Genomic DNA, 22,379 nt, shown 5'->3' with positions numbered 1-22,379 from the left:
CTGTTCTTAAATCTATTTAGCGAAGAGAGTTTCGTTTATTCAACGCCTCCCTTTACATTATCTTGCCATTCTTTTAACTCGTCCCATTTTCCATCAGCAGCCATTTGAGCTTGCTTAGGCCAAGAGGTTGGGTCTAAATGAGCCATTCTAGAACTTGCTTCCGTTAAAATTTCTTTCATCTTATCGGCATCAGCTTTTGCAACTTTGGCAAAAGTTTCAAGTCCTGCGTTGGTCAAGGCTTCCGCAGCTTTTGGACCAACCCCCTCAATTTTGGTTAGGTCATCTACCTTTGCGGTTTTTGCCTTGGCGTCTTTCTTAGGAGCTTCCTTTTTTTCTTCTGCTACGGCCTCCTTAGTGGCTTCAACATCTACTTTTATCTCTGTTGCTTTAGCTACCACAGGAGGTGCTTCAGTTTCAACAGTTTCTGGAGTTGGAGCTAATTTTTCCTTTACCTCCTTTTTGGGAGCCTCTTCCTTTTTGGCCTCTTTCTTAGGTTCTTTTTCTCCTTTTTCAGACTTACGTTCCGCAAGACCTTCTGCAACGGCATTGGTAACTTGCGTCATGATAATGTCTATGGATTTAGACGCGTCATCATTGGAAGGAATCAAATAATCTACATCTCTTGGATCGGAGTTGGTGTCTACCATGGCAAAAATTGGAATATTCAATTTTTGTGCTTCTTTGACCGCAATGTGCTCACGCATGGTATCTACTATGAATAAAGCACCGGGCAAACGTGTCATCTCGGAGATAGAACCTAAGTTCTTCTCTAGTTTTGCACGTAAACGGTCTACTTGCAAACGCTCTTTTTTCGAAAGCGTAAGAAAGGTACCATCTTTTTTCATTCTGTCGATCATAGCCATTTTCTTAACGGCTTTTCTGATGGTCACAAAATTGGTAAGCATACCACCTGGCCATCTTTCTGTGATGTACGGCATGTTCACATTTGCTGCTTTTTCTGCAACGATGTCTTTTGCTTGCTTTTTAGTGGCTACGAAAAGAATCTTACGTCCGGATGCTGCAATTTTGCTCAAGGCTTCGTTAGCCTCGTCCATTTTTGCAACAGTTTTGTAAAGATTGATTACGTGTATACCGTTACGCTCCATGTAGATGTAAGGAGCCATGTTCGGATTCCACTTTCTGGTAAGGTGGCCAAAATGCACACCTGCTTCTAATAATTGTTTTACTTCGACTTTCGCCATTTTAAATTTAGTTTACGTTCTTTTGAATTAGCAATGCTGAAGTGGTATTTCATATAAAGTGAAAAGCCTTCAACATTTAGATGCTAAACTAATTTACCTTGCTTTCTTAGCAGAATTCAAGGATTTTTAATTGTTCCTCTAACGGAACTTTCAATGAACTAGTTAAAAATATAATAAAGGTGCTTCTTGAGAGAAGCACCTGATAATTTCTTGTTTAACGCTTAGAGAACTGGAATTTCTTACGAGCTTTTTTCTGACCGAATTTCTTACGTTCTACCATTCTTGGGTCTCTGGTTAATAGACCTTCTGGTTTAAGTGTAATTCTGTTTTCAGCATCAATTTCACAGATTGCTCTTGAAATAGCCAATCTAATAGCTTCGGCTTGTCCAGTGATTCCGCCGCCGTATACATTAACCTTAACATCATAAGTGTCATCTGTACCTGTTAGGGTAAAAGGCTGTTTTACTTTATACTGTAATGTCGCAGTTGGGAAATAATCGTTTAAGTCTTTATTGTTTATTACGATGTTTCCTTTTCCTTCAGAAAGATAAATTCTGGCAACGGCCGTTTTTCTTCTTCCGATTTTGTGAATTGTATCCATTACTTAAGATCTTTTAAATTAACCGCAGTCGGTTTTTGTGCTTCTTGTCCGTGCTCCGTACCAACGTATACTTTAAGATTTCTAAAAAGTTCCGCTCCTAGTTTATTCTTAGGCAACATTCCTTTTACAGCTCTTTCTACAATACTTGCAGGGTTTTTTTCTAATAGTTCTCTAGCAGTCGTTGATCGCTGTCCACCTGGGTAACCTGTATATCTTAAATATTCCTTGTCGGTCCATTTGTTGCCACTAAGTGTCACCTTTTCCGCATTAATGATAACCACATTATCGCCACAATCAACATGTGGGGTAAAATTTGGTTTGTGTTTTCCTCTCAACAAATTAGCGACTTTAGAAGACAAACGTCCTAAAGCTTCTCCCTCGGCATCCACTAATAACCAACGCTTGTCTACGTTTGTTTTATTGGCCGAAATGGTTTTGTAACTTAATGTATCCACTACTGCTATTTTTAACTATTAATGTAATCAATCCCGTTAAACGGGGTGCAAATGTACACTAATTAAGTGTAATTGCAAATAGTTAGTTCTTATTATTTTATAGATTTTTTTGACTTCTGTTTCAAGGGTATTCAAAATCCAAAATGAAACGTAAATTATGTTTTTTATAGGGTACTCTCTAGCTTCTTTGCCTTTGGAAAATCTTTTCTTATTTCATATAATTTTCTGAAAATATTAGATACTCTCATGTAATTAAGGTTGGGAGACGAAATAATCCCGTTTATTCTTCGTTTTATGTGATTGATAATCAAAACTAAGAATGATGTTAAAGAAAATATGTGGTTCCATAGCACTCGTATCGCTATTGTTCTCTTGTAGTTCGGATAAGGATTCGGATAGCATGGACTCTTCACCAAGCGCTATAATCGGTACTTGGGATGCAACAGAGCTTGTAATAGATAATACTACAGCTAGTGATGACGCAAAATTTGGTAAACAAATTTTAGATTTCCTTACTGATAAGGATTGTTACATTATAACCCTGCAGTTTAATGAGGACTTAACGGCCGAGGCTACTAACGCAGCTAATTTCGTTGAAGTGAATGCCACTGCAACTGGTTTGGATGTTCCCTGCCCAACAGAGTCCGATTCGGAGTCTAGCACCTATACCTTTGATGGAAGTGTGGTAAGTATTGTGGATATGAACGGCGATACTATTAATGTGGATGTGCTTATTCAGGGGGATATAATGACGGTTGATGCTGCTGATTTGGAAATTCCCAACTTTGACGATAGTGGGGAGTTGATTTTTAGAAAGAGATAATCTACAATAGACAATAAGATATAAAGCCTTCTTTTTAAGAGGGCTTTTTTGTTTTGTTATTGTTTGTAAAACTTTGTTTGAACATTTTGTTCGGAAGACTGAATGAAAATGACGTAGATCCCCTTTTGTAAATTGGCAACAGGAATGTTCAAAGCTTTGTTCTTTATTTCCCAATTATGTTGTAACACTACATTACCGTATACATCCGAGACCACAATCGCTGCACTTTTTGAATTTTGAAGCCCCAATACGTTTATAATGCTCGTAGCCGGATTTGGAAAGACTTTTATTTGCTCGCTCTGTACTGCGTTCAAAATCTCATTGGATTGGGCTAGTCCAGTTCCAACAAAGAGAAATAGGAACAAAGCGAGTACAATATACTTTTTCATAGTTAAACCTGATTCGTACATATTAAGTGAGAACAGTCTATATGCAACGGATTTGGATTAACAATAGTGTATTCTTTAAGAATGTTTAACAGTTAAGAAAACTGACTTTCAGGCAATTACTTGTGCCAGCGGTAGAACATGTTGATGAAAATTGTTCTGATTAGTGGGAATTTTACGCAAGGTGAAATATTGTAAAGTGTCTTAAATTAACCATTTTTTCTATATTATATGATTACAAAGTTAATATTGAACATATAGTGGATAATTTTGTAGTTGTTTGATGGTATTGTAGGGACATAATTTTGCAATGTATAATTAAATACAATGTATTATGGAAAAAACAAGATTTTATCCACCAATTTGGACCATGACCCCATTTGGCTTCGATGTAGTTAGGCAATGGTATGCGCATGACAAGAAACTCAAAGAGATAGTATTAAAAAATACCTTATTACATAGTTACAGGGTTTCGGAACTAGATTTGAACATTACTAAGTTAGCAGTTATAGATGGCAAAGGAAACGAGCAGCGTATATTGGATTTTCCCGGTCAAAATTCAGTAAAGATTAAAGGAATGTCTTCAGGTCATTTTTTGAAATCATCGGATGTTGTTTCATGGAAACCTGGCACCTACAGTATATTAAGAGTATACTTTGATAGAAAAAATGCGGAATTCACGCTTAGTGATGGGTCGGTAAGAGCTGTATCTAGTTTTGATTATTTCGATTTTACCATGGAAAATGAACTTATGCTTAAGAATGATGAGAAGACTGAAATAAAACTTTGGTTCAATCTAGCTCCTAGGCAGGTTACCAGTCCCTTCACTTTTCTTAAGGATTGGGTAAAAAGGAAAAAAGCGCAATTTCCGAGATTGGCCGGTAATATGGGTTAAAGTTAATTTGGTTTATATTGTAAAAGGCATCCCAATGGATGCCTTTTTTTAATGCGCTTCTAGCCAATTTTCGCCCAATCCTACTTCTACGTCCAAGGGAACGGCAATTTTATAAGCATTTTCCATTTCATCTTTTATGAGCACCTTAAGCTCATCCAATTCGGGTTTGTAGATGTCAAAAACCAATTCATCATGTACTTGCAATAGCATTTTAGAGGTATAATTACCCTGTTCTAATTTTTTATGAATATTGATCATTGCAATTTTAATAATATCTGCGGCGCTTCCCTGTATGGGAGCGTTCACGGCATTACGTTCTGCCGCACCACGAACGATGGCATTACTACCATTAATGTCCTTTAAGTACCTTCGTCTTCCAAGTACGGTCTGGACATATCCGTTATCACGGGCAAAATCTACCTGCTCGCCCATATAGTTCCTGAGTTTTGGGTAGGTCTTGTAATAGGTATCAATAAGTTCTTTTGCTTCGGAACGAGATAAGTCGGTTTGGTTACTTAGGCCAAATGCAGAAACACCATAGATGATGCCAAAGTTCACGGTTTTGGCATTGCTTCGTTGTTCTCTTGTCACCTCTTCAATGGGCACATTAAACACTTTGGAGGCCGTAGAGGCGTGGATATCCTCTCCGTTCTTAAATGCTTCTATCATTGTGGTTTCTTCACTCAATGCCGCTATAATTCGTAATTCTATCTGGGAATAATCCGCAGCCAGTAGGATGTGCTCTTCATTTCTTGGGATGAACGCTTTTCTTACCTGTCGTCCGCGCTCCGTTCTAATTGGGATATTCTGTAAATTGGGATTGTTACTGCTTAAACGACCCGTGGCCGCTACGGTTTGCATGTAGTCCGTATGCACACGACCCGTTGTAGGTTCCACTTGCTCGGGAAGGGCGTCTACATAGGTACTTTTTAGTTTGGATAGCCCGCGATAATCCAAAACGTTCTGGATAATTTCATGATCCTTTGCCAAATAAGAAAGAACATCTTCTGCGGTAGAGTATTGACCTGTTTTGGTCTTTTTTGGTTTATCTACTAATTTTAGTTTGTTAAAGAGTATCTCTCCCAATTGTTTAGGGGAACCGATGTTGAATTCCTCTCCCGCATCTGCGTAAATCTTCTTTTCCAAAGAGGCGATATCATTGTTCAAATCCGAGGAAAGGGAGTTCAGGAACTGCTTGTCTAAATTAATACCCTCTAGTTCCATATCCGCTAAGACCCGAAGTAAAGGGATTTCTATATCTTGAAATAGTTTTTCCGTATTGGCCGACTTTAATTCCGGTCTAAAATGTTGTGCAAGTTGAAAAGTAATGTCGGCATCTTCTACTGCATATTCGGTCTGCTTTTCCAGGGGAACATCGCGCATACTTAGCTGGTTCTTTCCTTTTTTGCCAATTAGTTCCGTAATGGAAACGGGCGTATAATTAAGGTAAGTTTCTGCGAGGACATCCATATTATGTCTCATATCAGGATTTATAAGATAGTGCGCCAACATGGTGTCAAAAAGTTTGCCTTTTACTGCAATGTTGTATTTGGCAAGAACTTTAATATCATACTTCAGATTTTGACCTACCTTCTCAATTTCCTTTGATTCAAAGAACGGACGGAGTTCCTCAATCAAGGCTTGTGCGGCATTTTTGTCTTCTGGAAATGGCACATAAAAGCCCTTGGTAGCTTCCCAAGAGAAAGCAATACCCACCAATTCTGCCGTTAAGGGATCTAGTCCGGTCGTCTCGGTATCAAAGCATACCGATGTTTGTTTCATTAGATTCTGTAGGAATAGTTTCATGGCCATACCAGGGGCAACACTTTGATAGGCATGTGGTATATCCTTAATAGTGTTCCTGCTGGAACTATCTTTTATGGTCGCGGGGGAGGCACCATTGCCTCCAAATAGGGAAAACTGTCCACTGCCCGCAGCTGTATTGACTTTTTTAGCCGTTTCTGTACCCGTTACCTGTGTTGGAGTTTCCTCAGAGGCTCCGGAGAAAATTTTAATGAATTGGTCCTTGAGTCTTCTAAATTCCAATTCTTCAAATATTTCCTGAACTTTTTCATTATCCGGAACGGACATTTCATAGTCCTCGGCGTTAAAGCTAACATCACAGTCTATACATATAGTAGCCAATTTTTTAGACAGCAAGCCAAGTTCTTTATTTGCTTCTACCTTCTCCTTCATTTTGCCCTTAAGTTTATCGGTATTGGCCAGCAGGCCTTCCATAGACCCAAATTCTTCAATGAATTTTTTAGCGGTTTTATCACCTACTCCCGGTAATCCTGGGATATTGTCACTAGCATCGCCCATCATACCCAAATAGTCTATAACCTGTTCTGGCCGTTCTACACCAAAACGTTTCTGGATTTCCGGAATTCCCCAAATTTCAATACCATTGCCCATTCTTGCCGGACGGTACATAAAAATGTTCTCGGACACCAGCTGGCCAAAATCCTTATCAGGTGTAACCATAAATACCTTATAATCCTCTTTTTCTGCTTGTTTGGCCAATGTTCCAATAATATCATCTGCCTCCCAGCCTTCTAAAACCACGGAGGGAATGTGCATTGCCTTCAGAATATCCTGAATGTAGGGTATGGCAATTCTAATAGCATCTGGCGTTTCGTCACGATTCGCCTTGTACTCTGGGAATAGTTCCGTGCGCTCTGAGCTACCTCCTTTATCAAAGCAAACGGCGAGGTGGTCTGGCTTTTCTCGCTTGATAACATCAAAAAGTGAATTCATAAACCCCATTATGGCAGAGGTATCCATACCCTTGGAATTAATTCTAGGGTTTTTGATCAGGGCGTAATATCCACGGAAAATTAATGCGTATGCATCTAGTAAAAAGAGTCTTTTTTGATCGGCCATTATTTGAAATTAAAAGTGGGGTTAAAAGTACAAAGTTTGATTTGAATCCTAGGATAAAAACGATTGGGAAAGATTGTTTCTGTGACCCTCTTCCGAATAGGTCCTGTAACTAAATCCTGGTTGAATACAATACCCGCCGGTCTCTCCATTTTTATTGATAGCGATAAATCCGATTTGAAAATCGTCCCGGCCTTCGTTCTTAGCCATTATACGCTTAACGCCTTCCTCGCATGCTTCTTGTGGAGTTTTCCCCTGACGCATCAACTCTACTATAAGAAAGCTTCCTACGGTACGTACTACTTCTTCTCCAACCCCCGTCGCTGTAGCCCCGCCTATTTCATTGTCTACAAAGAGCCCTGCTCCGATTATGGGAGAATCTCCAACCCGTCCTGCCATTTTATAGGCCATGCCACTAGTAGTACATCCGCCAGAAATATCACCGTTCTTATCTATGGCCAACATGCCAATGGTATCGTGGTTTTCAATATTGATGATGGGTTTGTATTCGGAAGTCTTTTTCCATTCTAACCATTCCTGTTTTGATTTTTCTGTAAGTAAATCTGCTTTGGGGAATCCCTTTTCATAGGCAAATTGTTCTGCACCTTTTCCAGCTAACATCACATGTGGTGTATCTTCCATTACTTTACGGGCTACGGAAATAGGGTTGGCAATGTTCTGTATGGCCAGTACTGCTCCACAATTCCCATCTTTGTCCATAATACAGGCATCAAGGGTTACGTTGCCGTCCCTATCCGGTCGGCCTCCGGTACCCACGGTCTGATTGTTACGGTCGTCTTCTTCTACCATAACTCCTTGTTCTACCGCGTCTAGCGATGTCCCTCCCGCTTGTAAAACTTCCCAGGCCTTTGCGGATGCATTTAAAAAATTCCAGGTGCAAATAACGATTGGCCGAACAACTTCTGCGTTCTCATTTTTAAGTACCGGCACCGCCTTTTCTTCTTTGCAAGAACCTAAAAGGGTAGTAGAAATGAGTCCGGCCGTAGCGGCACTCGAATTTTTAAGAAAGTTTCTTCTTTTCATACTAAGGGTTGTTTACTTTTAAGGAGACTAAATATAAGTATATGCTCGTAGAAGTTTGTGCCAATTCTTTAGAATCTGCCTTGAACGCGCAAGAAGCCGGAGCGGACAGGATTGAACTTTGTTCGGAACTGGCAGTGGGGGGAATTACACCGTCATATGGTCTTTTAAAAGCAGTTCGCGAGGAAATTTCCATACCCGTACATGTCCTGGTGCGACCTAGAAGCGGTGATTTTACCTTTTCCAATATAGAGTTTGAGATTATGAAGGCCGATATTCTATTGTGCAAAGAATTGGGATTCCAAGGGATTGTTTCTGGAGTGCTACATGCTGACCATACACTAGATAACGAACGGACTCAGGAATTAGTGAAATGTTCGGAGGGGATGAACTTTACATTTCACAGAGCTTTTGATTGGGTGAAGAACCCCATCATAGTCTTAAAACAGTTAGAGGAAATGGGAGTGGACTATCTCCTGACTTCGGGACAAAAGCAATCGGCTATTGAAGGAATAACGCTTTTGGATAAATTAAACGCCAATAGCACATCTTGTGCAATAATGCCAGGGTCCGGGGTTAAGGAATACAACGTAGCGGTCTTCATGGACAAAGGGTTTAAGGCGGTTCACCTTTCCGGAACTCAGTTTCAAAAAACTTTGGATATGCAGCCCATGGTTTCAATGAATTCGGTTTCATTTCTAAAAGACGACCAAATCGCTGTTTCTAGTAAGGAAACTATCGCCGCTGTTGTGAATAAGGTTAAATAAAACGGAAAAGAGCCTCTTTATCGATTATCAAAAAATATCTTTGTAAAAAATACCTATGCTACGTTGGATTGTTTTTGTCATTATTTATATTGGACTTAGTGTTTATGTACTGCAAGCACTAAAAACCGTAGTTAGGCAACCATGGTGGCACTATCTTTATATTACAATAGCACTGGTGGTCTTAATTAATTTCATTTACCAGTTTACGGCAGGTGAGGAGGCCGGTCGGGTGCTCAGTGGTCCAAAAAGTTATGCTTTTGGATTTTTGCTTACGGTGTTGACCTTTAAGGTAATTACCATTTTATTTCTGTTCTCGGAAGATATTTTTCGGATAGGAACAGGAGTATATCAAAAGATTTTTGGAGCTTCACAAGAGTTCAGTTTACCACAACGCCGGCGTTTCTTAAGTATTATCGCATTAGGTATTGCCGCTATACCTTTCGGGGCTTTACTCTATGGTATGTTCAAAGGCAAGTATAATTTTAAGGTGTTGAAGTACGATTTGGAGTTCGATGATCTGCCAGATGATTTCAACGGGTATCAAATTACACAGATATCCGATATTCATAGCGGTAGTTTTGATAATAGGAAAAAGATTGCGTACGCCGTAGATTTAATTAATCAGCAAAAGAGTGATGCCATTCTTTTTACAGGAGATATGGTGAACAATAAGACCGAGGAAATGATACCATGGGCGGACTTGTTCGCTACTCTGGAGGCCAAAGATGGTAAATTTTCGGTCTTAGGGAACCATGATTACGGAGATTATATTCCATGGGAAACCGAAGCCCTGAAAAGTCAAAACCTACAGGATTTGAAGGATTTGCAAAAGGAGATGGGTTTTGATCTATTGTTAAATGAACATCGGTACCTGAAAAAGGGTAAGGATAAAATTGCGCTTATTGGAGTAGAAAATTGGGGTAAAGGTGGTTTTAAAAAAGCTGGTGATCTTCAAAAAGCTACCGCTCTGATTGATAAGGACGATTTTAAGATTTTAATGAGTCATGACCCTTCACATTGGGAAGAGGAGGTAATTCACGACGATAAGCACTTTCATCTGACACTTAGCGGTCATACCCACGGGATGCAATTCGGGATTGAGATACCAGGATGGATAAAATGGAGTCCTGTAAAGTGGCGTTATAAGTATTGGGCAGGTATTTATAGTGAATTAGGTCAATTTATAAATGTTAATAGAGGTTTCGGCTTCTTAGGTTATCCAGGTAGAGTGGGTATTTGGCCAGAAATAACTGTCATTACGTTAAAAAAGAAAGCCTTAACATGATTTTAACCCGCCCTGCAGGTTACAAATAAGCTGTTAAGACTAGTATTTTAACAATTTTTACTACATTTGGCGAATAAAGAAAAGCCGATTATATGTCTAAATTTGGTGAACTTATAGATTTAAATGTTCCTGTGCTGTTGGATTTTTACGCGGAATGGAACGAACAGTCTACTTCAATGCACGCCGTACTAAGAGATGTGGCCGCTGCTCTTGGTGATAAGGGCAAGGTGATTAAAATTGATGTAGATAAGAATAAAGAGCTCTCGCAAGCACTTCGCGTTAAAGGACTTCCTACACTTATGATATACAAAAAGGGAGAAATGGTCTGGCGACAAAGCGGAGAGCAAGACGCCAATACCCTTATTGGTATACTTAACGAATACGCTTAAATCCTTTTTGTTCCAATATCCATTAGGTACTACTGTTTTAGTCGGTGGTTATTATTGAATGTTGACCGTATCTTTCGACAACTCCGTTTTCGTGTTATCTAGTTGAATGGTATCGGAGATAGGCATGGTGTCTATCATATCCGGATTCTGTTCTACGCTAGGCTCTGGGATTTCTAAATCGTCCTCATCCTTGTAAAAATGTTGAAACTTATCAATGTATTCATTGAAAATAAGTGTCTCTTTCTCAGCTACTTCACGATCATCGTTAGCGATTAGAGTATCGATATTTCTTCTGTAAGCTTCCATATCGGCAATGATATCATCTATATCATTGTACTGTTCGTCCAAACTTGTACTCGCATAATACTCCAAACGTTCTTGGTACTTTGTTTTCAAGGCATCAAAGAGCGCTCTAGCTTTTTGGGTTTCACCTACCTTATAGTAACCATCTACAAAAGGTTCCAATAGGGTATAGTATCCAAAATAGTCTACGGGCATATTGGTCAATGAAATTTCGATGATTTCTTTTGCCTTGTCTATCTTATTTTCTTTTAAAAGCGCTTCCATTAAGCGTGCAAGGTTACCCCTATAGGATACACTTTGTATTCTTGTCTGTGTGTCATGATAAATCTCTGAACTGCCGGAGTTGCCCCAGTCCCATCCGGTAACGATATCATACATTAAGTCAGTATCAATTCTTCCCATTTCAAAAGAATTGGGTCTTTCCGTGCGTATGGGGACGAGCTTATAGGCGAGTCCATCTAATTGCAGGTAATCCTTCATCCAAAGGTATTCAGCATTGTCAAAGCTTCCTCCAGAGAAATATAAAGGTCTTTTCCAATCGTTATTGGCAAGGATATCTAACATCATCATGCTTTTCTTGGTAATGACACCGGGTAGGTCAATATCTATATAATCTACTATCAGCGCAGAATCTTTCTGCTTAACAAGTCCACTCTCCAAAGCGTTCTTCTTGTTTACGGGAACCCTAATCTTATTGGTAGGATAGAAGACCATATTCTGAGTGCTTTCAGAATACTGACTCAAATCTGCGCCATTCTGCTCAAATAAGTATTTCAGTTTGGTCCTTGGCTTGTCACTATCTATCCAGTTGATAAAATCCTTTATAGGCCATCTATTTTCAGTAATACCTTGATGGTACAGTACATCTCTAGAGCCCCATCTGTATTTCTCGTGTTCTATCTGTGAGGGTATGGCTTCGCTTTCGTAAGCTTTCTTTTTCATTTGGTCTACATACCAGTCCGTTTCAAATAAACTGGTACAAACAATGCGCACGTCGGTTCTGTAATTTTCTATTTCCTGTGCATACCACAGGGGAAAGGTATCGTTGTCGCCAATGGTGAACAAGATGGCGCCAGCATCTTCCTGGCAAGAATCTAGATAGGCTTTTGCCGATGCATTGGCGGTATATCTATTAGAGCGGTCATGGTCATCCCAATTTTGTACCGCCATAACCGTAGGAACGGCTAAAAGGCAAACCACTACGACCACGGGAGCTAATATTTTTGGAGTAAGCCAATCTTTAAAACCATCAAAAAGACCGTAAACACCTATCCCTATCCAAAGTGCAAATACGTAGAAAGAACCTACTAGGGAGTAATCGCGTTCACGGGGTTGAAAAATGTAAGGATTGGTGTAAAACTGTATGGCCAGTCCCGTAAAAAGAAAGAACATTAGAAGCACCCAGAATTGTTTCGGGTTTTTTGAGGTCTGAAAAACGATACCGATAATGCCCAGTAATAGCGGCAAAAAGAAATAGGTATTGCGTCCCTTGTTGTTTTCAATGTCACTAGGAAGATTGTCTTGACTCCCAAGGCGCCAACTATCAATAAAACCAATACCGCTGAGCCAGTTTCCATTGTCGTTATAGCGTCCTTGAATATCATTTTGTTTACCTACGAAATTCCACATGAAATAGCGCAAGTACATGTAGTTGAATTGAAATTCTACCATGTATTTGATATTATCCCAAATAGATGGTGGTTCCACCTCTATATAATCGTCAAATCGCTTAAGGAAGCTAATGTACTGGTCTGCATCAATTTCACCATTGGCAAAACCCGATTTCACCTGATTAACGGCTTCAAGCAGCTCAGGACTGGATTGCGTCATCCTAAAGTCAAGCGGACCAAAATATTGCATATAGTTCTCGGCGTGCTGTGTGCTCCACATCCTTGGAAAAAGCCCCTCATGTTCTGGATTGGAACCTTGTTCGGAATTAATGTACTTATTTACTATGATGTATTTTCCTAAGGTGTAATCCTTTTCATATTTCGGTTTACCGTCCCTGTCCTCACCAGGTTCGGCAAAAAGGTCGGAATAATAAGCGCCGTATATAGGGCTATCCACCCCGGGATACTGTTCTCTGTTGTAATAAGCCAATAGAGCTCTGGCGTCTTCTGGGTTGTTCTCGTTAATCACGACATTGGCATTGGCTCTTATCGGCAACATTAACCAGGAAGAAAATCCTAGAAAAAGGAACATCATGCACAAAACAATGGTGTTTGCTGTACGGTAGCCGTTTTTTCGCGTATAGTTCAATCCAAAATAGAAGGCTGCAATAAACAACAGCCCAATAATTATGGACCCAGAGTTAAAAGGAAGCCCAATACTGTTGATAAAGAAAACTTCTCCCCACCCAAAAAGTTTTAAAACATAGGTCAAAGAGAACTTGTAGACCAGCATTAAGATGGCAATGACACTTAAATTGGCCAATAAAAAGTTTTTTACCGTCGTTTTTTTATAGGTTTTAAAATAATATAACAGACCTACGGAAGGGATGGCCAAGAAGCCCATAAACTGTATTCCAAAGGTGAGCCCTATGACAAAGGATATTAATATGATCCATCTATTCCCACGTGGGTCCTCTAGATTGTCCGTCCATTTTAGGCCTAGCCAGAGTAGTAAGGCCATAATAAAGCTGGCCATGGCGTAAACCTCGGTTTCTACGGCGTTGAACCAAAAACTATCGGAATATGTAAATGCCAATGAGCCAATAAGGCCACTTCCTAATACGGCTATGGCTTTACTGTTGGTAAGTTTTTCGTCTTTTTCCATCAACTTTCTGGTAAGATTGGTAATGGTCCAGAACATGAACAGAATGGTAAATGCGCTTGAAACACCTGATACCAAATTCACCATCATGGCAACCTGGTTCGGTTCCAATGCAAACATGGAGAAAAAAGCACCGATCATCTGTAGTAATGGGGCTCCTGGCGGGTGACCTACCTGAAGTTTTGCTGCGGTAGCTATATATTCTCCGGCATCCCAAAAACTATTGGTAGGTTCAACGGTTATGAAATAAGTGATTAAAGCGATAAAAAATGCTGTCCACCCTAATAAGGTGTCCCATTTCTGGAAGTTCTTTGAAAACATGTAACCGTGGTTAAAGCTATGGGGCGAATTTACTAATTAAAATAGATACCGAAGCACAATTTTTATAAACCTTTAACAGCGTTATCTTCAGGTATTTTTAGATTATTGTTCCGAAAAATGTTTGGCGAAACCAAACTTTGTTTTAAATTTGCACCCTCGATTACTAAAACAATGTAGTAAGAAGAGATTGGCCCATGGTGTAATTGGCAACACTCCGGTTTTTGGTACCGTCATTCAAGGTTCGAGTCCTTGTGGGCCAACCAAGTTTAAATTGAATCCCGACCTCTTCTTGTTGTCGGGATTTATTTTTTAGGAACAGGTTTAGGACGAGAAGCCTGTCCTGAGCGAGGTCGAAGGGAGTCCTTGTGGGCCAACCAAGTTTAAATTGAATCCCGACCTCTTCTTGTTGTCGGGATTTATTTTTTAGGAATAGGTTTATGCCGAGAAGCCTGTCCTGAGCGAGGTCGAAGGGAGTCCTTGTGTTCCAACCAAGTTTTAAATCCTGATGCCAATAGTATCGGGATTTTTTATTTTGAGCAATTATCAAAAAGATTAAAAACCTTATTCAAAGTGATAAATAAACTAATTTGCTTCGTTATTGTTCTCTGTTTTCCCTTATGCGTTGTAAATGCTCAAAAAAGACCTACAAAATTGTTGCTTAAAGATAGTACGGTAGTGGAGGGTATGGCAAGATTTGTGGACTACGGTAGGGGATTGGAATTTGTTAAGTCCAACGGTAAAGACCCCATCGTTTATACATATCCCGAAATTGAAAAAATTGAAATGTTCAAAAACGGCGAGCGTGTTACCTATGAATACATACAGGTCGTAAATCAAGGTACCACAAAATTGGCTGAATTGCTCATTGAGGGGAATATGAACCTCTATAAATTTTCGTACCTGACAGAAGGTTGGGTTACAGCGGGGCCTGGTCTGCCACTGGGTGGTATTGGTGCGGTTTCTGTCACCTTAAATCTATCCTATAAAAAAATAGCTGTAGGCAAAGACCTTTGCGTTAAACGTTCCAATGAGACCATGGCCAGGTATTTTAAGGATCAATCCACTGGAGCTAGTTTTAAGCAGATGGGGGCATATTATTTTAGGGACTGTCCTAGCTTGGTCGAAAGAATTAAATCTGGCAAGTACAAACTGAATAAGTTGGGCGCTATTGTGGATTTTTATAATAGTTTCTGTGACTAGGCGCTAAATTGAGTTTCGTGGTGTTTTATAGGCCTGTCAACGTTTATTTTTTAGGCGGCTATTTTCTATTTTGTATATTCGATCATGATTGAGCCAAGGATTTAGTCAAAATAGGACATCATTCTTCTCCGTCTCTGTTAGTTTTACCCCCCGTTTAATTAGAGCTAATAACTATGAAATTAACCGCTAAGCATTTTAAAATAATCATCGCACTTCTTTTGGTAGGTTTCGGCGTTGGTATATATCTACAAGATTTACAACATCAAAAGAGCACGGACCATGCATGGAAAGCCAACCGATACAATTTGGCAAGATTCAATAAGATTACGGAATACAATAAAAAGATGAATGCTGCTAATTGGAAAATGATGCGAGATAGCATTAACAATCAATTGGACACCCTGATGATACTGCGCTTTAGAAAAGAAATGGATAGTATGAACTAACTCGACGGACGTACAGGAGGCGAGCTTGCTGTTAGGTGCTACGGCATTAGAGAAATAATAGCTTGGTCCAAGCAAAATTGCTATTAGGTCCCTTCTGGTTCTTCCGTTGGTTCTGAATTGCTCTCGTTTTTCTCAATTAAATCGCTTTCCTTCTTTTCCCTAAGAATATCCTCGGCTTCATTCCTTTCCTTATATTCTTCATCTATTTCGTCTAACAACGTACTCATTTTTTTCTTGTCTTTTATCATGGCCCATGTCATAACCAAACTAGTAGCGATGATAACGAACAAAAGAATTCCAGATTCGAAATTTTCAACTTGTGCCTCAGTGGGAATCGCATAGAAAAGAAGTACGGTAATCAAACCCCTTGGTGCTACAAAAAGTTGCGGAAGAATATCCTTGCCTACAAACACTTTAAGGATTAAAAACCGTATGGCGTAAATTGAAACTACGATCAATAGGCTTATAAGTGCTACGTTGAAACTAAACAGCGAGGTGATCGCTATGCTCAATCCAAAGACGACGAAGAAAAAGGTGCGCACTACAAAGGCGGTCTCTAAAGTTATGATATGAAGCTCATGATAAATTTGGTTGAGCTTTTCGTTTTCGAGGAAAACCGCCATCTTTCCCGGAAAGAAAAGCTTCACATTTGCGATAACGAGACCAAATATCAATATGATAATTAAAGATGATAGATGGAATTTTTTTCCAATAGCATAGAGCAGTAGGAGTACAGCAATTAATAAAAATAATTTGGCTTGACTCTTAATCTGTTGAAAAATGAGAATTATGGCATAGCTGGCCACCAATCCGATAACGATAGTAAGTATAAGGTTTCCTGCAAATCCTGCAGCTCCTGCATCTTCTGCCGGATTGAGTCCGCCAATAAGATAATAGAACATCATGATGCCCATGATGTCGGAAAAAGTACTTTCATAAATATGAAACTCTTTTTTAGCTTCAGACAGGCCACTTACACTTGGGATGATAATAGCGCTTGAAAGAATGGATAAAGGAGTAGCATAAAGCCATGCCGATTGCATGGACATTTCAGGGATAAACTGAAATAGGATAAGGGCAGCTACCCAAGCAGAACCGACCAAACCAATTAGCGCAATGGCCATAGATTTTAGAATAGGAACAAGTTTCTCTCTTTTCAGTTCTAGTTCTAATGCCGCCTCCAGAACGATCATGATTAGCCCAACGATGCCCAGTAATTCCAGGCCGCCGGAAAAATCTAGGGTCTCTGGAACAAAATATTTTAAAACATACTGAAGTATAATGCCCAAAACAATGAGCATCAACACAGATGGGATATTAGTCTTTTTAGAAATACCGTTAAACCAAAATGATAGAATAATTATGACAGATGCTTCAATAATTAAATTGTAGGATGAAAGTAAATCCATTTCCAAAAGGTTAGTTGTTTATATCATTTAAAATTAACATTAATTGGCCAAAGCTTCCGCTCTTAGCTCCTTTAATTTTATCGGTATATTATTTTAATCCTAAATCGTTTGATTGTAGCTGCATAAGCTCTTGTGAAAAACAAAGATTATTGTATATTTGCATCACTGAAAGGATATTAGTATTCATGAGGGGACAATTTGTCCCCTCTTTTATTACTTGGTTTTATGTTAAAGACAAGGGTTAAGGAACTTTTGGATGCCGGATTGGAGGAAGATGAGTCATTGTTCTTAATCGATTTTACGATTTCATCCGATAATAAGATAAAGGTTATCATTGATGGAGACCAAGGTGTTACTGTAAAGGATTGTATAAAGATAAGTAGGGCCATAGAACATAATTTGGATAGGGAAGAGCAGGATTTTGCACTAGAAGTTGCTTCGGCCGGGGCCACTGCGGAATTAATAATGCCAAGGCAGTACAAGAAGAATGTTGGCAGAAAATTAGAGGTGCTGACGGATGAAGGCGAATTTGAGGGAAACCTTACTTTTGCGGATGAAGAGCATATTGTACTAGAATGGAAAGCAAGAGAGCCCAAACCCATTGGTAAAGGCAAGGTTACGGTCCAAAAGAAAAAAGAGTTGAACTTTTCTGAAATAAGGAAAGCAAAAGTTAAATTAAAATTTTAATTGTAGTAACAAATGGAAAATATTGCGTTAATAGAATCTTTCTCTGAGTTCAAGGATGATAAATTCATAGACCGGGTAACGCTTATGGCAATTTTGGAAGATGTTTTCAGAAACGCCTTAAAAAAGAAGTTTGGTTCGGATGATAATTTTGATATCATTATAAATCCAGACAAAGGAGATTTGGAAATTTGGCGTAACCGTATTGTAGTAGAAGATGGAGAGGTAGAGGAGCCCAATGAAGAGATTTCCCTTAGTGAAGCGAGGAAAATTGAGCCAGATTTTGAGGTTGGGGAAGATGTGTCCGAGGAGGTGAAGTTAATTGACTTGGGAAGAAGAGCCATATTGGCCTTAAGGCAAAATTTGATCTCTAAGATCCATGAGCACGATAATACTACAATATACAAGCAGTTTAAGGATTTAGAAGGTGAGATTTATACTGCTGAGGTACATCATATTAGACATAAAGCGGTTATACTTCTTGATGATGAGGGTAATGAAATTATTCTTCCGAAGGATAGACAAATACCATCGGATTTTTTCCGAAAAGGAGATAACGTTAGAGGTATCATAGAAAGTGTAGAGCTCAAAGGTGCAAAGCCGACGATTATCATGTCTCGAAGCTCGCCCATATTCTTGGAGCAATTGTTCTTCCAGGAAATACCTGAGGTTTTCGACGGTTTAATCACCATTAAGAAAGCCGTGCGTATCCCAGGAGAGAAAGCAAAAGTGGCCGTTGATTCTTATGACGATCGTATTGATCCTGTTGGAGCTTGTGTGGGGATGAAAGGAAGTCGTATACATGGCATTGTGCGAGAACTGGGCAATGAAAATATAGACGTTATCAACTGGACTTCAAATCCGCAATTATTGGTAACTAGGGCATTAAGTCCGGCAAGAGTGTCAACGGTAAAATTAAATGATGAAAAAATGACCGCTCAGGTGTATCTTAAGCCAGAAGAGGTCTCCAAGGCAATAGGTAGAGGAGGTCATAATATCCGTCTTGCAGGACAGCTAACGGGATATGAAATAGATGTGTTCAGGGAAGGTGTTGAAGAGGATGTAGAACTGACAGAGTTTTCAGATGAAATCGATGGTTGGATCATCGAAGAATTCAAGAAAATTGGGATGGATACGGCCAGAAGTGTATTGGAGCAAGATGTCAATGATTTGGTCAAGCGCACGGATTTAGAGGAAGAGACCATACAGGAAGTTGTTCGCATCCTAAAAGAAGAATTAGAAGATTAGCTATATATTAGCAAAAGAATAAAGAACGGGAATCAGTATTTATGGCAGAAAATGCAACAATAAGGCTTAATAAAGTTCTTCGAGAACTTAATATTTCTTTGGATAGGGCAGTGGACTTTCTTAGCAGTAAAGGACATGATGTGGAGGCAAGACCTACCACAAAAATATCTAATGAAGTTTATCAAGTGCTACTTGATGAGTTCCAGACCGATATGAGCAAAAAAGTTGCGTCTAAAGAGGTTGGAGAAGAGAAGCGCAAGGAGAAAGAGGCCATACGGGTTCAGTTAGAACAGGAGCAAGAAGAGCGTAGGCTAGCCCGTGAAAAGAGGAATGCGTCCAACGAAAAAATCATTAAGGCGAAAGCGGAGTTAGCTGGCCCTAAAACAGTCGGTAAAATTGACTTGAATCCTAAGAAGAACAAAGAAGAAGCTCCAGAGGTTAAGGAAGCTCCCAAGGAAGAAGTTAAGATAGCAGCCGCTCCAGTTGCCGAACCCACTAAGGAAAAGCCTTTAAAGAAGAAAGAGGCGACTGAGAAAGCGGAGCCTAAGACTACGGAAGATAGCACGGAAAAGACGGTAGAAGAGGGTGCGGATGATAAGGAAACCATAGAGACACAATATCAGAAACTTTCCGGTCCAAAGATTACCGGAGATAAAATTGACCTTACTAAATTTCAGAAACCGAAGAAGAAGAAAGAAGACGAAAAATCTTCTGGAAATACGGACCGTAAGAAGCGTAGAAGACGTATAGTTACCAAGAATACTTCTGGTTCAGGAGCCGGTGCCAGAAATTCAGGCGGAGATAGAAAAGGAAATAAGCGTTTTGCAACCGTTAATAAAGTGGAGCCATCCGAGGAGGATGTGCAAAAACAAGTGCGTGAAACGCTAGAAAAGCTTCAAGGTAAGTCCAAAAAAGGTAAGGGAGCAAAATATAGAAGAAGTAAGAGGGACCAGCATAGAGAGCAGACAGAAAAAGACTTAGAACAACAGGAACTAGAGAGTAAAGTGCTTAAGGTAACCGAGTTTGTTACTGCAAGCGAGGTTGCTACAATGATGGATGTTTCTACAACGGAAATCATTTCGGCCTGTATGTCCTTAGGGATAATGGTAACCATGAATCAGCGTTTGGATGCTGAAACTTTATCCATTGTGGCAGAGGAGTTTGGTTATGAAGTGGATTTTGTAACTGCGGATATTGAAGAAAGTATTGTTGAAGAAGAGGATGCTCCTGAAGATTTGGAGCCCAGAGCGCCTATTGTTACCGTCATGGGACATGTGGATCATGGTAAAACCTCTTTGTTAGATTATATTAGAAAAGAGAACGTAATAGCTGGAGAGAGTGGTGGTATAACCCAACATATTGGGGCTTACGGCGTTACTCTTGAAAACGGTGAACGGATTTCTTTCTTGGATACTCCCGGTCACGAAGCATTTACCGCCATGCGTGCAAGAGGTGCTCAAGTAACGGATATTGCCATCATCGTAATTGCGGCGGATGATGATATAATGCCCCAAACTAAGGAAGCCATTAGTCATGCGCAAGCGGCCGGTGTTCCTTTGGTTTTTGCTATCAACAAAATTGATAGACCAACGGCTAATCCGGATAAGATAAAAGAAGGTCTTGCCCAAATGAATCTTTTGGTAGAGGATTGGGGAGGTAAAATTCAGTCCCATGATATTTCTGCCAAAACTGGGGATGGGGTAAAGGAATTGTTAGAGAAAGTGCTGTTGGAGGCAGAATTGTTGGAGCTTAAGGCCAATCCGGACAAGTCGGCTACCGGTACTGTAGTTGAGGCATTCCTTGACAAGGGTAAAGGTTACGTCTCTACTATTCTAGTACAGGCAGGTACCCTTAAAATTGGGGATTACGTTTTGGCCGGTACTACTAGTGGTAAGGTGAAGGCGATGCAGGACGAACGTGGAAAAAACGTAACAGAGGTGGGTCCATCTAGACCTATATCCATTCTTGGATTGGACAGTGCGCCACAAGCAGGCGATAAGTTCTATGTTTTAGAGGATGAACGCGAGGCCAAGCAGATTGCAGCCAGAAGGTCGCAATTGCAACGTGAACAATCTGTTAGAACACAGCGTCATATTACGCTAGATGAGATAGGAAGACGTATTGCTTTAGGAGAATTCAAAGAGCTTAACATCATATTGAAAGGTGATGTGGATGGCTCTGTTGAAGCGCTTACAGATTCTTTCCAAAAACTATCTACAGACGAGATTCAGGTTAATATCATTTATAAAGCTGTTGGACCTATAACGGAGTCGGATGTATTGTTGGCATCTGCTTCAGATGCGGTAATTATCGGGTTTAACGTAAGGCCAATGGGTAATGCTAAGGCCATAGCGGAGAAAGAGGAAATAGATATCCGCATGTATTCCATTATTTATGATGCCATCAATGACCTTAAAGATGCCATGGAAGGTATGCTTTCTCCAGAAATGAAGGAAGAAATTACCGGTACGGCGGAAATACGTGAAACGTTCAAGATTTCTAAAATCGGAACCATTGCAGGTTGTATGGTTACCAATGGTAAATTGTTCCGTAATTCCAATATACGTTTAATACGCGATGGTGTGGTTATTTATACGGGCGAGTTCGCTTCATTAAAGCGATTTAAAGATGATGTCAAGGAGGTTTCCAAAGGTTATGATTGTGGTCTTCAGATAAAGAATTACAATGATATTCAAATCGGCGATGTCGTGGAAGCTTTCCAAGAAGTGGCCGTAAAAAAGAAACTAAAATCCAAGTAAAAATTTTAGATATGGATAAAAAAAAATCGACCTATTTGGTTGATTTTTTTGGTTCTAAAAGCATGGCATTAGGATACTTGACCCTAATCTTATTGTACATTCTTTCCGCCTCTAATTTTGTCTTGAACCTGCCAATTCTAACCCTATAGGTAGGGGAGGCGAAATCTATTCGAGAAGGGAGGTTCGGGAAATCTATTTCAGCGTTAGATTTAAGGGATTGTGCCGTTGCATCATTAGTGCTAAAACCAATTTGCACCCTGTAGTATTCATTGTCCTTTAATGCAGATTTATAGATTTCTAAGAGCTTAGTGATCTGTTCGTCCTGTTTTATGTTTAACTCGCCCTGTTGGCCATGTAGGCCTAGCACTGCACCAAGCATAAGCAGCCAAAGAATATTTTTTTTCATTATAGTTTCATTTGTGTTCAAACTAGGTGTACAAATGTAATTTTTTAAGGTATAATGCATTAGCTTTTTCATTTATTTAGAACAATTATAAATTAGAAATTATAACT

General features: G+C 39.7%; 19 protein-coding genes and 1 tRNA gene. 11 read left to right on the top strand and 9 right to left on the bottom strand.

Going from position 1 to position 22,379, the window contains the following annotated elements; translation table 11 throughout:
• Nucleotides 1–35: 35 nt before the first annotated feature.
• The 3 genes from rpsB to rplM form a co-directional block, all read right to left on the bottom strand.
• A complete protein-coding gene (gene rpsB / locus EJ994_RS10010; RefSeq protein WP_126592300.1) occupies nucleotides 36–1,202 on the bottom strand; it encodes a 30S ribosomal protein S2 in 1,167 nt (388 codons plus the stop codon).
• A gap of 214 nt (nucleotides 1,203–1,416) precedes the next feature.
• Entirely contained in the window at nucleotides 1,417–1,803 is a 387-nt protein-coding gene (gene rpsI / locus EJ994_RS10005; RefSeq protein ID WP_099574146.1) for a 30S ribosomal protein S9, read from the bottom strand.
• The gene (gene rplM, locus EJ994_RS10000) at nucleotides 1,803–2,258 is read right to left on the bottom strand and encodes a 50S ribosomal protein L13 (protein WP_099574147.1); all 456 of its coding nucleotides are present in this window, start codon (nucleotides 2,256–2,258) and stop codon (nucleotides 1,803–1,805) included. Before rplM ends, rpsI begins: the two co-directional genes overlap by 1 nt.
• A gap of 319 nt (nucleotides 2,259–2,577) precedes the next feature.
• Between rplM and EJ994_RS09995 the strand changes: the two genes are divergently transcribed.
• On the top strand, nucleotides 2,578–3,081 hold the full coding sequence (locus EJ994_RS09995; protein ID WP_241240758.1) for a lipocalin family protein: 504 nt from the start codon (nucleotides 2,578–2,580) through the stop codon (nucleotides 3,079–3,081).
• Between the two features lie 56 nt (nucleotides 3,082–3,137).
• On the opposite strand, the gene EJ994_RS09990 is transcribed toward EJ994_RS09995, so the two are convergent.
• Nucleotides 3,138–3,470, bottom strand: coding sequence for a T9SS type A sorting domain-containing protein (locus EJ994_RS09990; RefSeq protein WP_164721445.1), 333 nt, complete (start codon nucleotides 3,468–3,470; stop codon nucleotides 3,138–3,140).
• A 331-nt stretch (nucleotides 3,471–3,801) separates the two neighbouring features.
• On the opposite strand from EJ994_RS09990, the gene EJ994_RS09985 reads away from it, so the two are divergent.
• The gene (locus tag EJ994_RS09985; protein WP_126592298.1) at nucleotides 3,802–4,362 is read left to right on the top strand and encodes a hypothetical protein; all 561 of its coding nucleotides are present in this window, start codon (nucleotides 3,802–3,804) and stop codon (nucleotides 4,360–4,362) included.
• A gap of 48 nt (nucleotides 4,363–4,410) precedes the next feature.
• Here the strand turns inward: EJ994_RS09985 and polA are convergent, their stop codons facing one another.
• Complete coding sequence (gene polA, locus EJ994_RS09980) at nucleotides 4,411–7,245, bottom strand: DNA polymerase I (protein WP_126592297.1); 2,835 nt, start codon at nucleotides 7,243–7,245, stop codon at nucleotides 4,411–4,413.
• Between the two features lie 48 nt (nucleotides 7,246–7,293).
• The gene (locus EJ994_RS09975) at nucleotides 7,294–8,286 is read right to left on the bottom strand and encodes an isoaspartyl peptidase/L-asparaginase family protein (protein WP_126592296.1); all 993 of its coding nucleotides are present in this window, start codon (nucleotides 8,284–8,286) and stop codon (nucleotides 7,294–7,296) included.
• Nucleotides 8,287–8,327: 41 nt separating this feature from the next.
• On the opposite strand from EJ994_RS09975, the gene EJ994_RS09970 reads away from it, so the two are divergent.
• From EJ994_RS09970 to EJ994_RS09960, 3 genes are all read left to right on the top strand, one after another.
• Nucleotides 8,328–9,050 carry a copper homeostasis protein CutC gene (locus tag EJ994_RS09970; protein WP_126592295.1) on the top strand — a complete coding sequence of 241 codons (723 nt, stop codon included), beginning with the start codon at nucleotides 8,328–8,330 and terminating at the stop codon, nucleotides 9,048–9,050.
• A gap of 55 nt (nucleotides 9,051–9,105) precedes the next feature.
• Entirely contained in the window at nucleotides 9,106–10,335 is a 1,230-nt protein-coding gene (locus EJ994_RS09965; protein ID WP_126592294.1) for a metallophosphoesterase, read from the top strand.
• 92 nt (nucleotides 10,336–10,427) lie between these two features.
• Nucleotides 10,428–10,724, top strand: coding sequence for a thioredoxin family protein (locus tag EJ994_RS09960; protein WP_099574154.1), 297 nt, complete (start codon nucleotides 10,428–10,430; stop codon nucleotides 10,722–10,724).
• 51 nt (nucleotides 10,725–10,775) lie between these two features.
• Here EJ994_RS09960 and EJ994_RS09955 read toward each other — a convergent pair whose 3' ends face one another.
• The gene (locus EJ994_RS09955; protein WP_126592293.1) at nucleotides 10,776–14,120 is read right to left on the bottom strand and encodes a DUF2723 domain-containing protein; all 3,345 of its coding nucleotides are present in this window, start codon (nucleotides 14,118–14,120) and stop codon (nucleotides 10,776–10,778) included.
• A 188-nt stretch (nucleotides 14,121–14,308) separates the two neighbouring features.
• On the opposite strand from EJ994_RS09955, the gene EJ994_RS09950 reads away from it, so the two are divergent.
• From EJ994_RS09950 to EJ994_RS09940, 3 genes are all read left to right on the top strand, one after another.
• Nucleotides 14,309–14,383 (top strand) — tRNA-Gln (locus tag EJ994_RS09950).
• A 388-nt stretch (nucleotides 14,384–14,771) separates the two neighbouring features.
• Nucleotides 14,772–15,320 (top strand): hypothetical protein, encoded by a 549-nt coding sequence (locus EJ994_RS09945; RefSeq protein ID WP_126592292.1) that lies wholly within the window; start codon nucleotides 14,772–14,774, stop codon nucleotides 15,318–15,320.
• A gap of 173 nt (nucleotides 15,321–15,493) precedes the next feature.
• Nucleotides 15,494–15,766, top strand: a complete 273-nt coding sequence (locus EJ994_RS09940; protein ID WP_126592291.1) for a hypothetical protein — start codon at nucleotides 15,494–15,496, stop codon at nucleotides 15,764–15,766.
• 83 nt (nucleotides 15,767–15,849) lie between these two features.
• On the opposite strand, the gene EJ994_RS09935 is transcribed toward EJ994_RS09940, so the two are convergent.
• Nucleotides 15,850–17,175, bottom strand: a complete 1,326-nt coding sequence (locus EJ994_RS09935) for a cation:proton antiporter (RefSeq protein WP_126592290.1) — start codon at nucleotides 17,173–17,175, stop codon at nucleotides 15,850–15,852.
• Nucleotides 17,176–17,400: 225 nt separating this feature from the next.
• Here EJ994_RS09935 and rimP point away from each other — a divergent pair, with 225 nt between their 5' ends.
• The 3 genes from rimP to infB are packed head-to-tail and all read left to right on the top strand — an operon-like array spanning nucleotide 17,401 to nucleotide 21,866.
• Nucleotides 17,401–17,862, top strand: coding sequence for a ribosome assembly cofactor RimP (gene rimP / locus EJ994_RS09930; protein ID WP_126592289.1), 462 nt, complete (start codon nucleotides 17,401–17,403; stop codon nucleotides 17,860–17,862).
• 12 nt (nucleotides 17,863–17,874) lie between these two features.
• Nucleotides 17,875–19,107: a transcription termination factor NusA gene (gene nusA, locus EJ994_RS09925; RefSeq protein ID WP_126592288.1), complete on the top strand. Its 1,233-nt coding sequence runs from the start codon at nucleotides 17,875–17,877 to the stop codon at nucleotides 19,105–19,107.
• Between the two features lie 41 nt (nucleotides 19,108–19,148).
• Nucleotides 19,149–21,866, top strand: a complete 2,718-nt coding sequence (gene infB / locus EJ994_RS09920; protein WP_126592287.1) for a translation initiation factor IF-2 — start codon at nucleotides 19,149–19,151, stop codon at nucleotides 21,864–21,866.
• Between the two features lie 31 nt (nucleotides 21,867–21,897).
• Here infB and EJ994_RS09915 read toward each other — a convergent pair whose 3' ends face one another.
• Nucleotides 21,898–22,272 carry an SPOR domain-containing protein gene (locus EJ994_RS09915; RefSeq protein WP_126592286.1) on the bottom strand — a complete coding sequence of 125 codons (375 nt, stop codon included), beginning with the start codon at nucleotides 22,270–22,272 and terminating at the stop codon, nucleotides 21,898–21,900.
• Nucleotides 22,273–22,379 lie beyond the last annotated feature (107 nt).

Source organism: Maribacter sp. MJ134 (genome assembly GCF_003970695.1).
Classification (GTDB): domain Bacteria; phylum Bacteroidota; class Bacteroidia; order Flavobacteriales; family Flavobacteriaceae; genus Maribacter.
The sequence above is the reverse complement of the archived record's forward strand: the minus strand, read 5'-3'. Positions and strand labels throughout refer to the sequence as shown.

Excerpts from the sequence above, each read along its gene's own strand:
- EJ994_RS09935 (WP_126592290.1), bottom strand. The coding sequence starts at position 17,175 with ATGGATTTACTTTCATCCTACAATTTAATTATTGAAGCATCTGTCATA.
- EJ994_RS09975 (WP_126592296.1), bottom strand. The coding sequence starts at position 8,286 with ATGAAAAGAAGAAACTTTCTTAAAAATTCGAGTGCCGCTACGGCCGGA.
- infB (WP_126592287.1), top strand. The coding sequence starts at position 19,149 with ATGGCAGAAAATGCAACAATAAGGCTTAATAAAGTTCTTCGAGAACTT.
- EJ994_RS09995 (WP_241240758.1), top strand. The coding sequence starts at position 2,578 with ATGATGTTAAAGAAAATATGTGGTTCCATAGCACTCGTATCGCTATTG.
- EJ994_RS09940 (WP_126592291.1), top strand. The coding sequence starts at position 15,494 with ATGAAATTAACCGCTAAGCATTTTAAAATAATCATCGCACTTCTTTTG.
- polA (WP_126592297.1), bottom strand. The coding sequence starts at position 7,245 with ATGGCCGATCAAAAAAGACTCTTTTTACTAGATGCATACGCATTAATT.
- EJ994_RS09970 (WP_126592295.1), top strand. The coding sequence starts at position 8,328 with ATGCTCGTAGAAGTTTGTGCCAATTCTTTAGAATCTGCCTTGAACGCG.
- EJ994_RS09965 (WP_126592294.1), top strand. The coding sequence starts at position 9,106 with ATGCTACGTTGGATTGTTTTTGTCATTATTTATATTGGACTTAGTGTT.
- EJ994_RS09985 (WP_126592298.1), top strand. The coding sequence starts at position 3,802 with ATGGAAAAAACAAGATTTTATCCACCAATTTGGACCATGACCCCATTT.
- rpsB (WP_126592300.1), bottom strand. The coding sequence starts at position 1,202 with ATGGCGAAAGTCGAAGTAAAACAATTATTAGAAGCAGGTGTGCATTTT.
- rpsI (WP_099574146.1), bottom strand. The coding sequence starts at position 1,803 with ATGGATACAATTCACAAAATCGGAAGAAGAAAAACGGCCGTTGCCAGA.
- rimP (WP_126592289.1), top strand. The coding sequence starts at position 17,401 with ATGTTAAAGACAAGGGTTAAGGAACTTTTGGATGCCGGATTGGAGGAA.
- EJ994_RS09915 (WP_126592286.1), bottom strand. The coding sequence starts at position 22,272 with ATGAAAAAAAATATTCTTTGGCTGCTTATGCTTGGTGCAGTGCTAGGC.
- EJ994_RS09960 (WP_099574154.1), top strand. The coding sequence starts at position 10,428 with ATGTCTAAATTTGGTGAACTTATAGATTTAAATGTTCCTGTGCTGTTG.
- nusA (WP_126592288.1), top strand. The coding sequence starts at position 17,875 with ATGGAAAATATTGCGTTAATAGAATCTTTCTCTGAGTTCAAGGATGAT.
- EJ994_RS09955 (WP_126592293.1), bottom strand. The coding sequence starts at position 14,120 with ATGTTTTCAAAGAACTTCCAGAAATGGGACACCTTATTAGGGTGGACA.
- EJ994_RS09990 (WP_164721445.1), bottom strand. The coding sequence starts at position 3,470 with ATGAAAAAGTATATTGTACTCGCTTTGTTCCTATTTCTCTTTGTTGGA.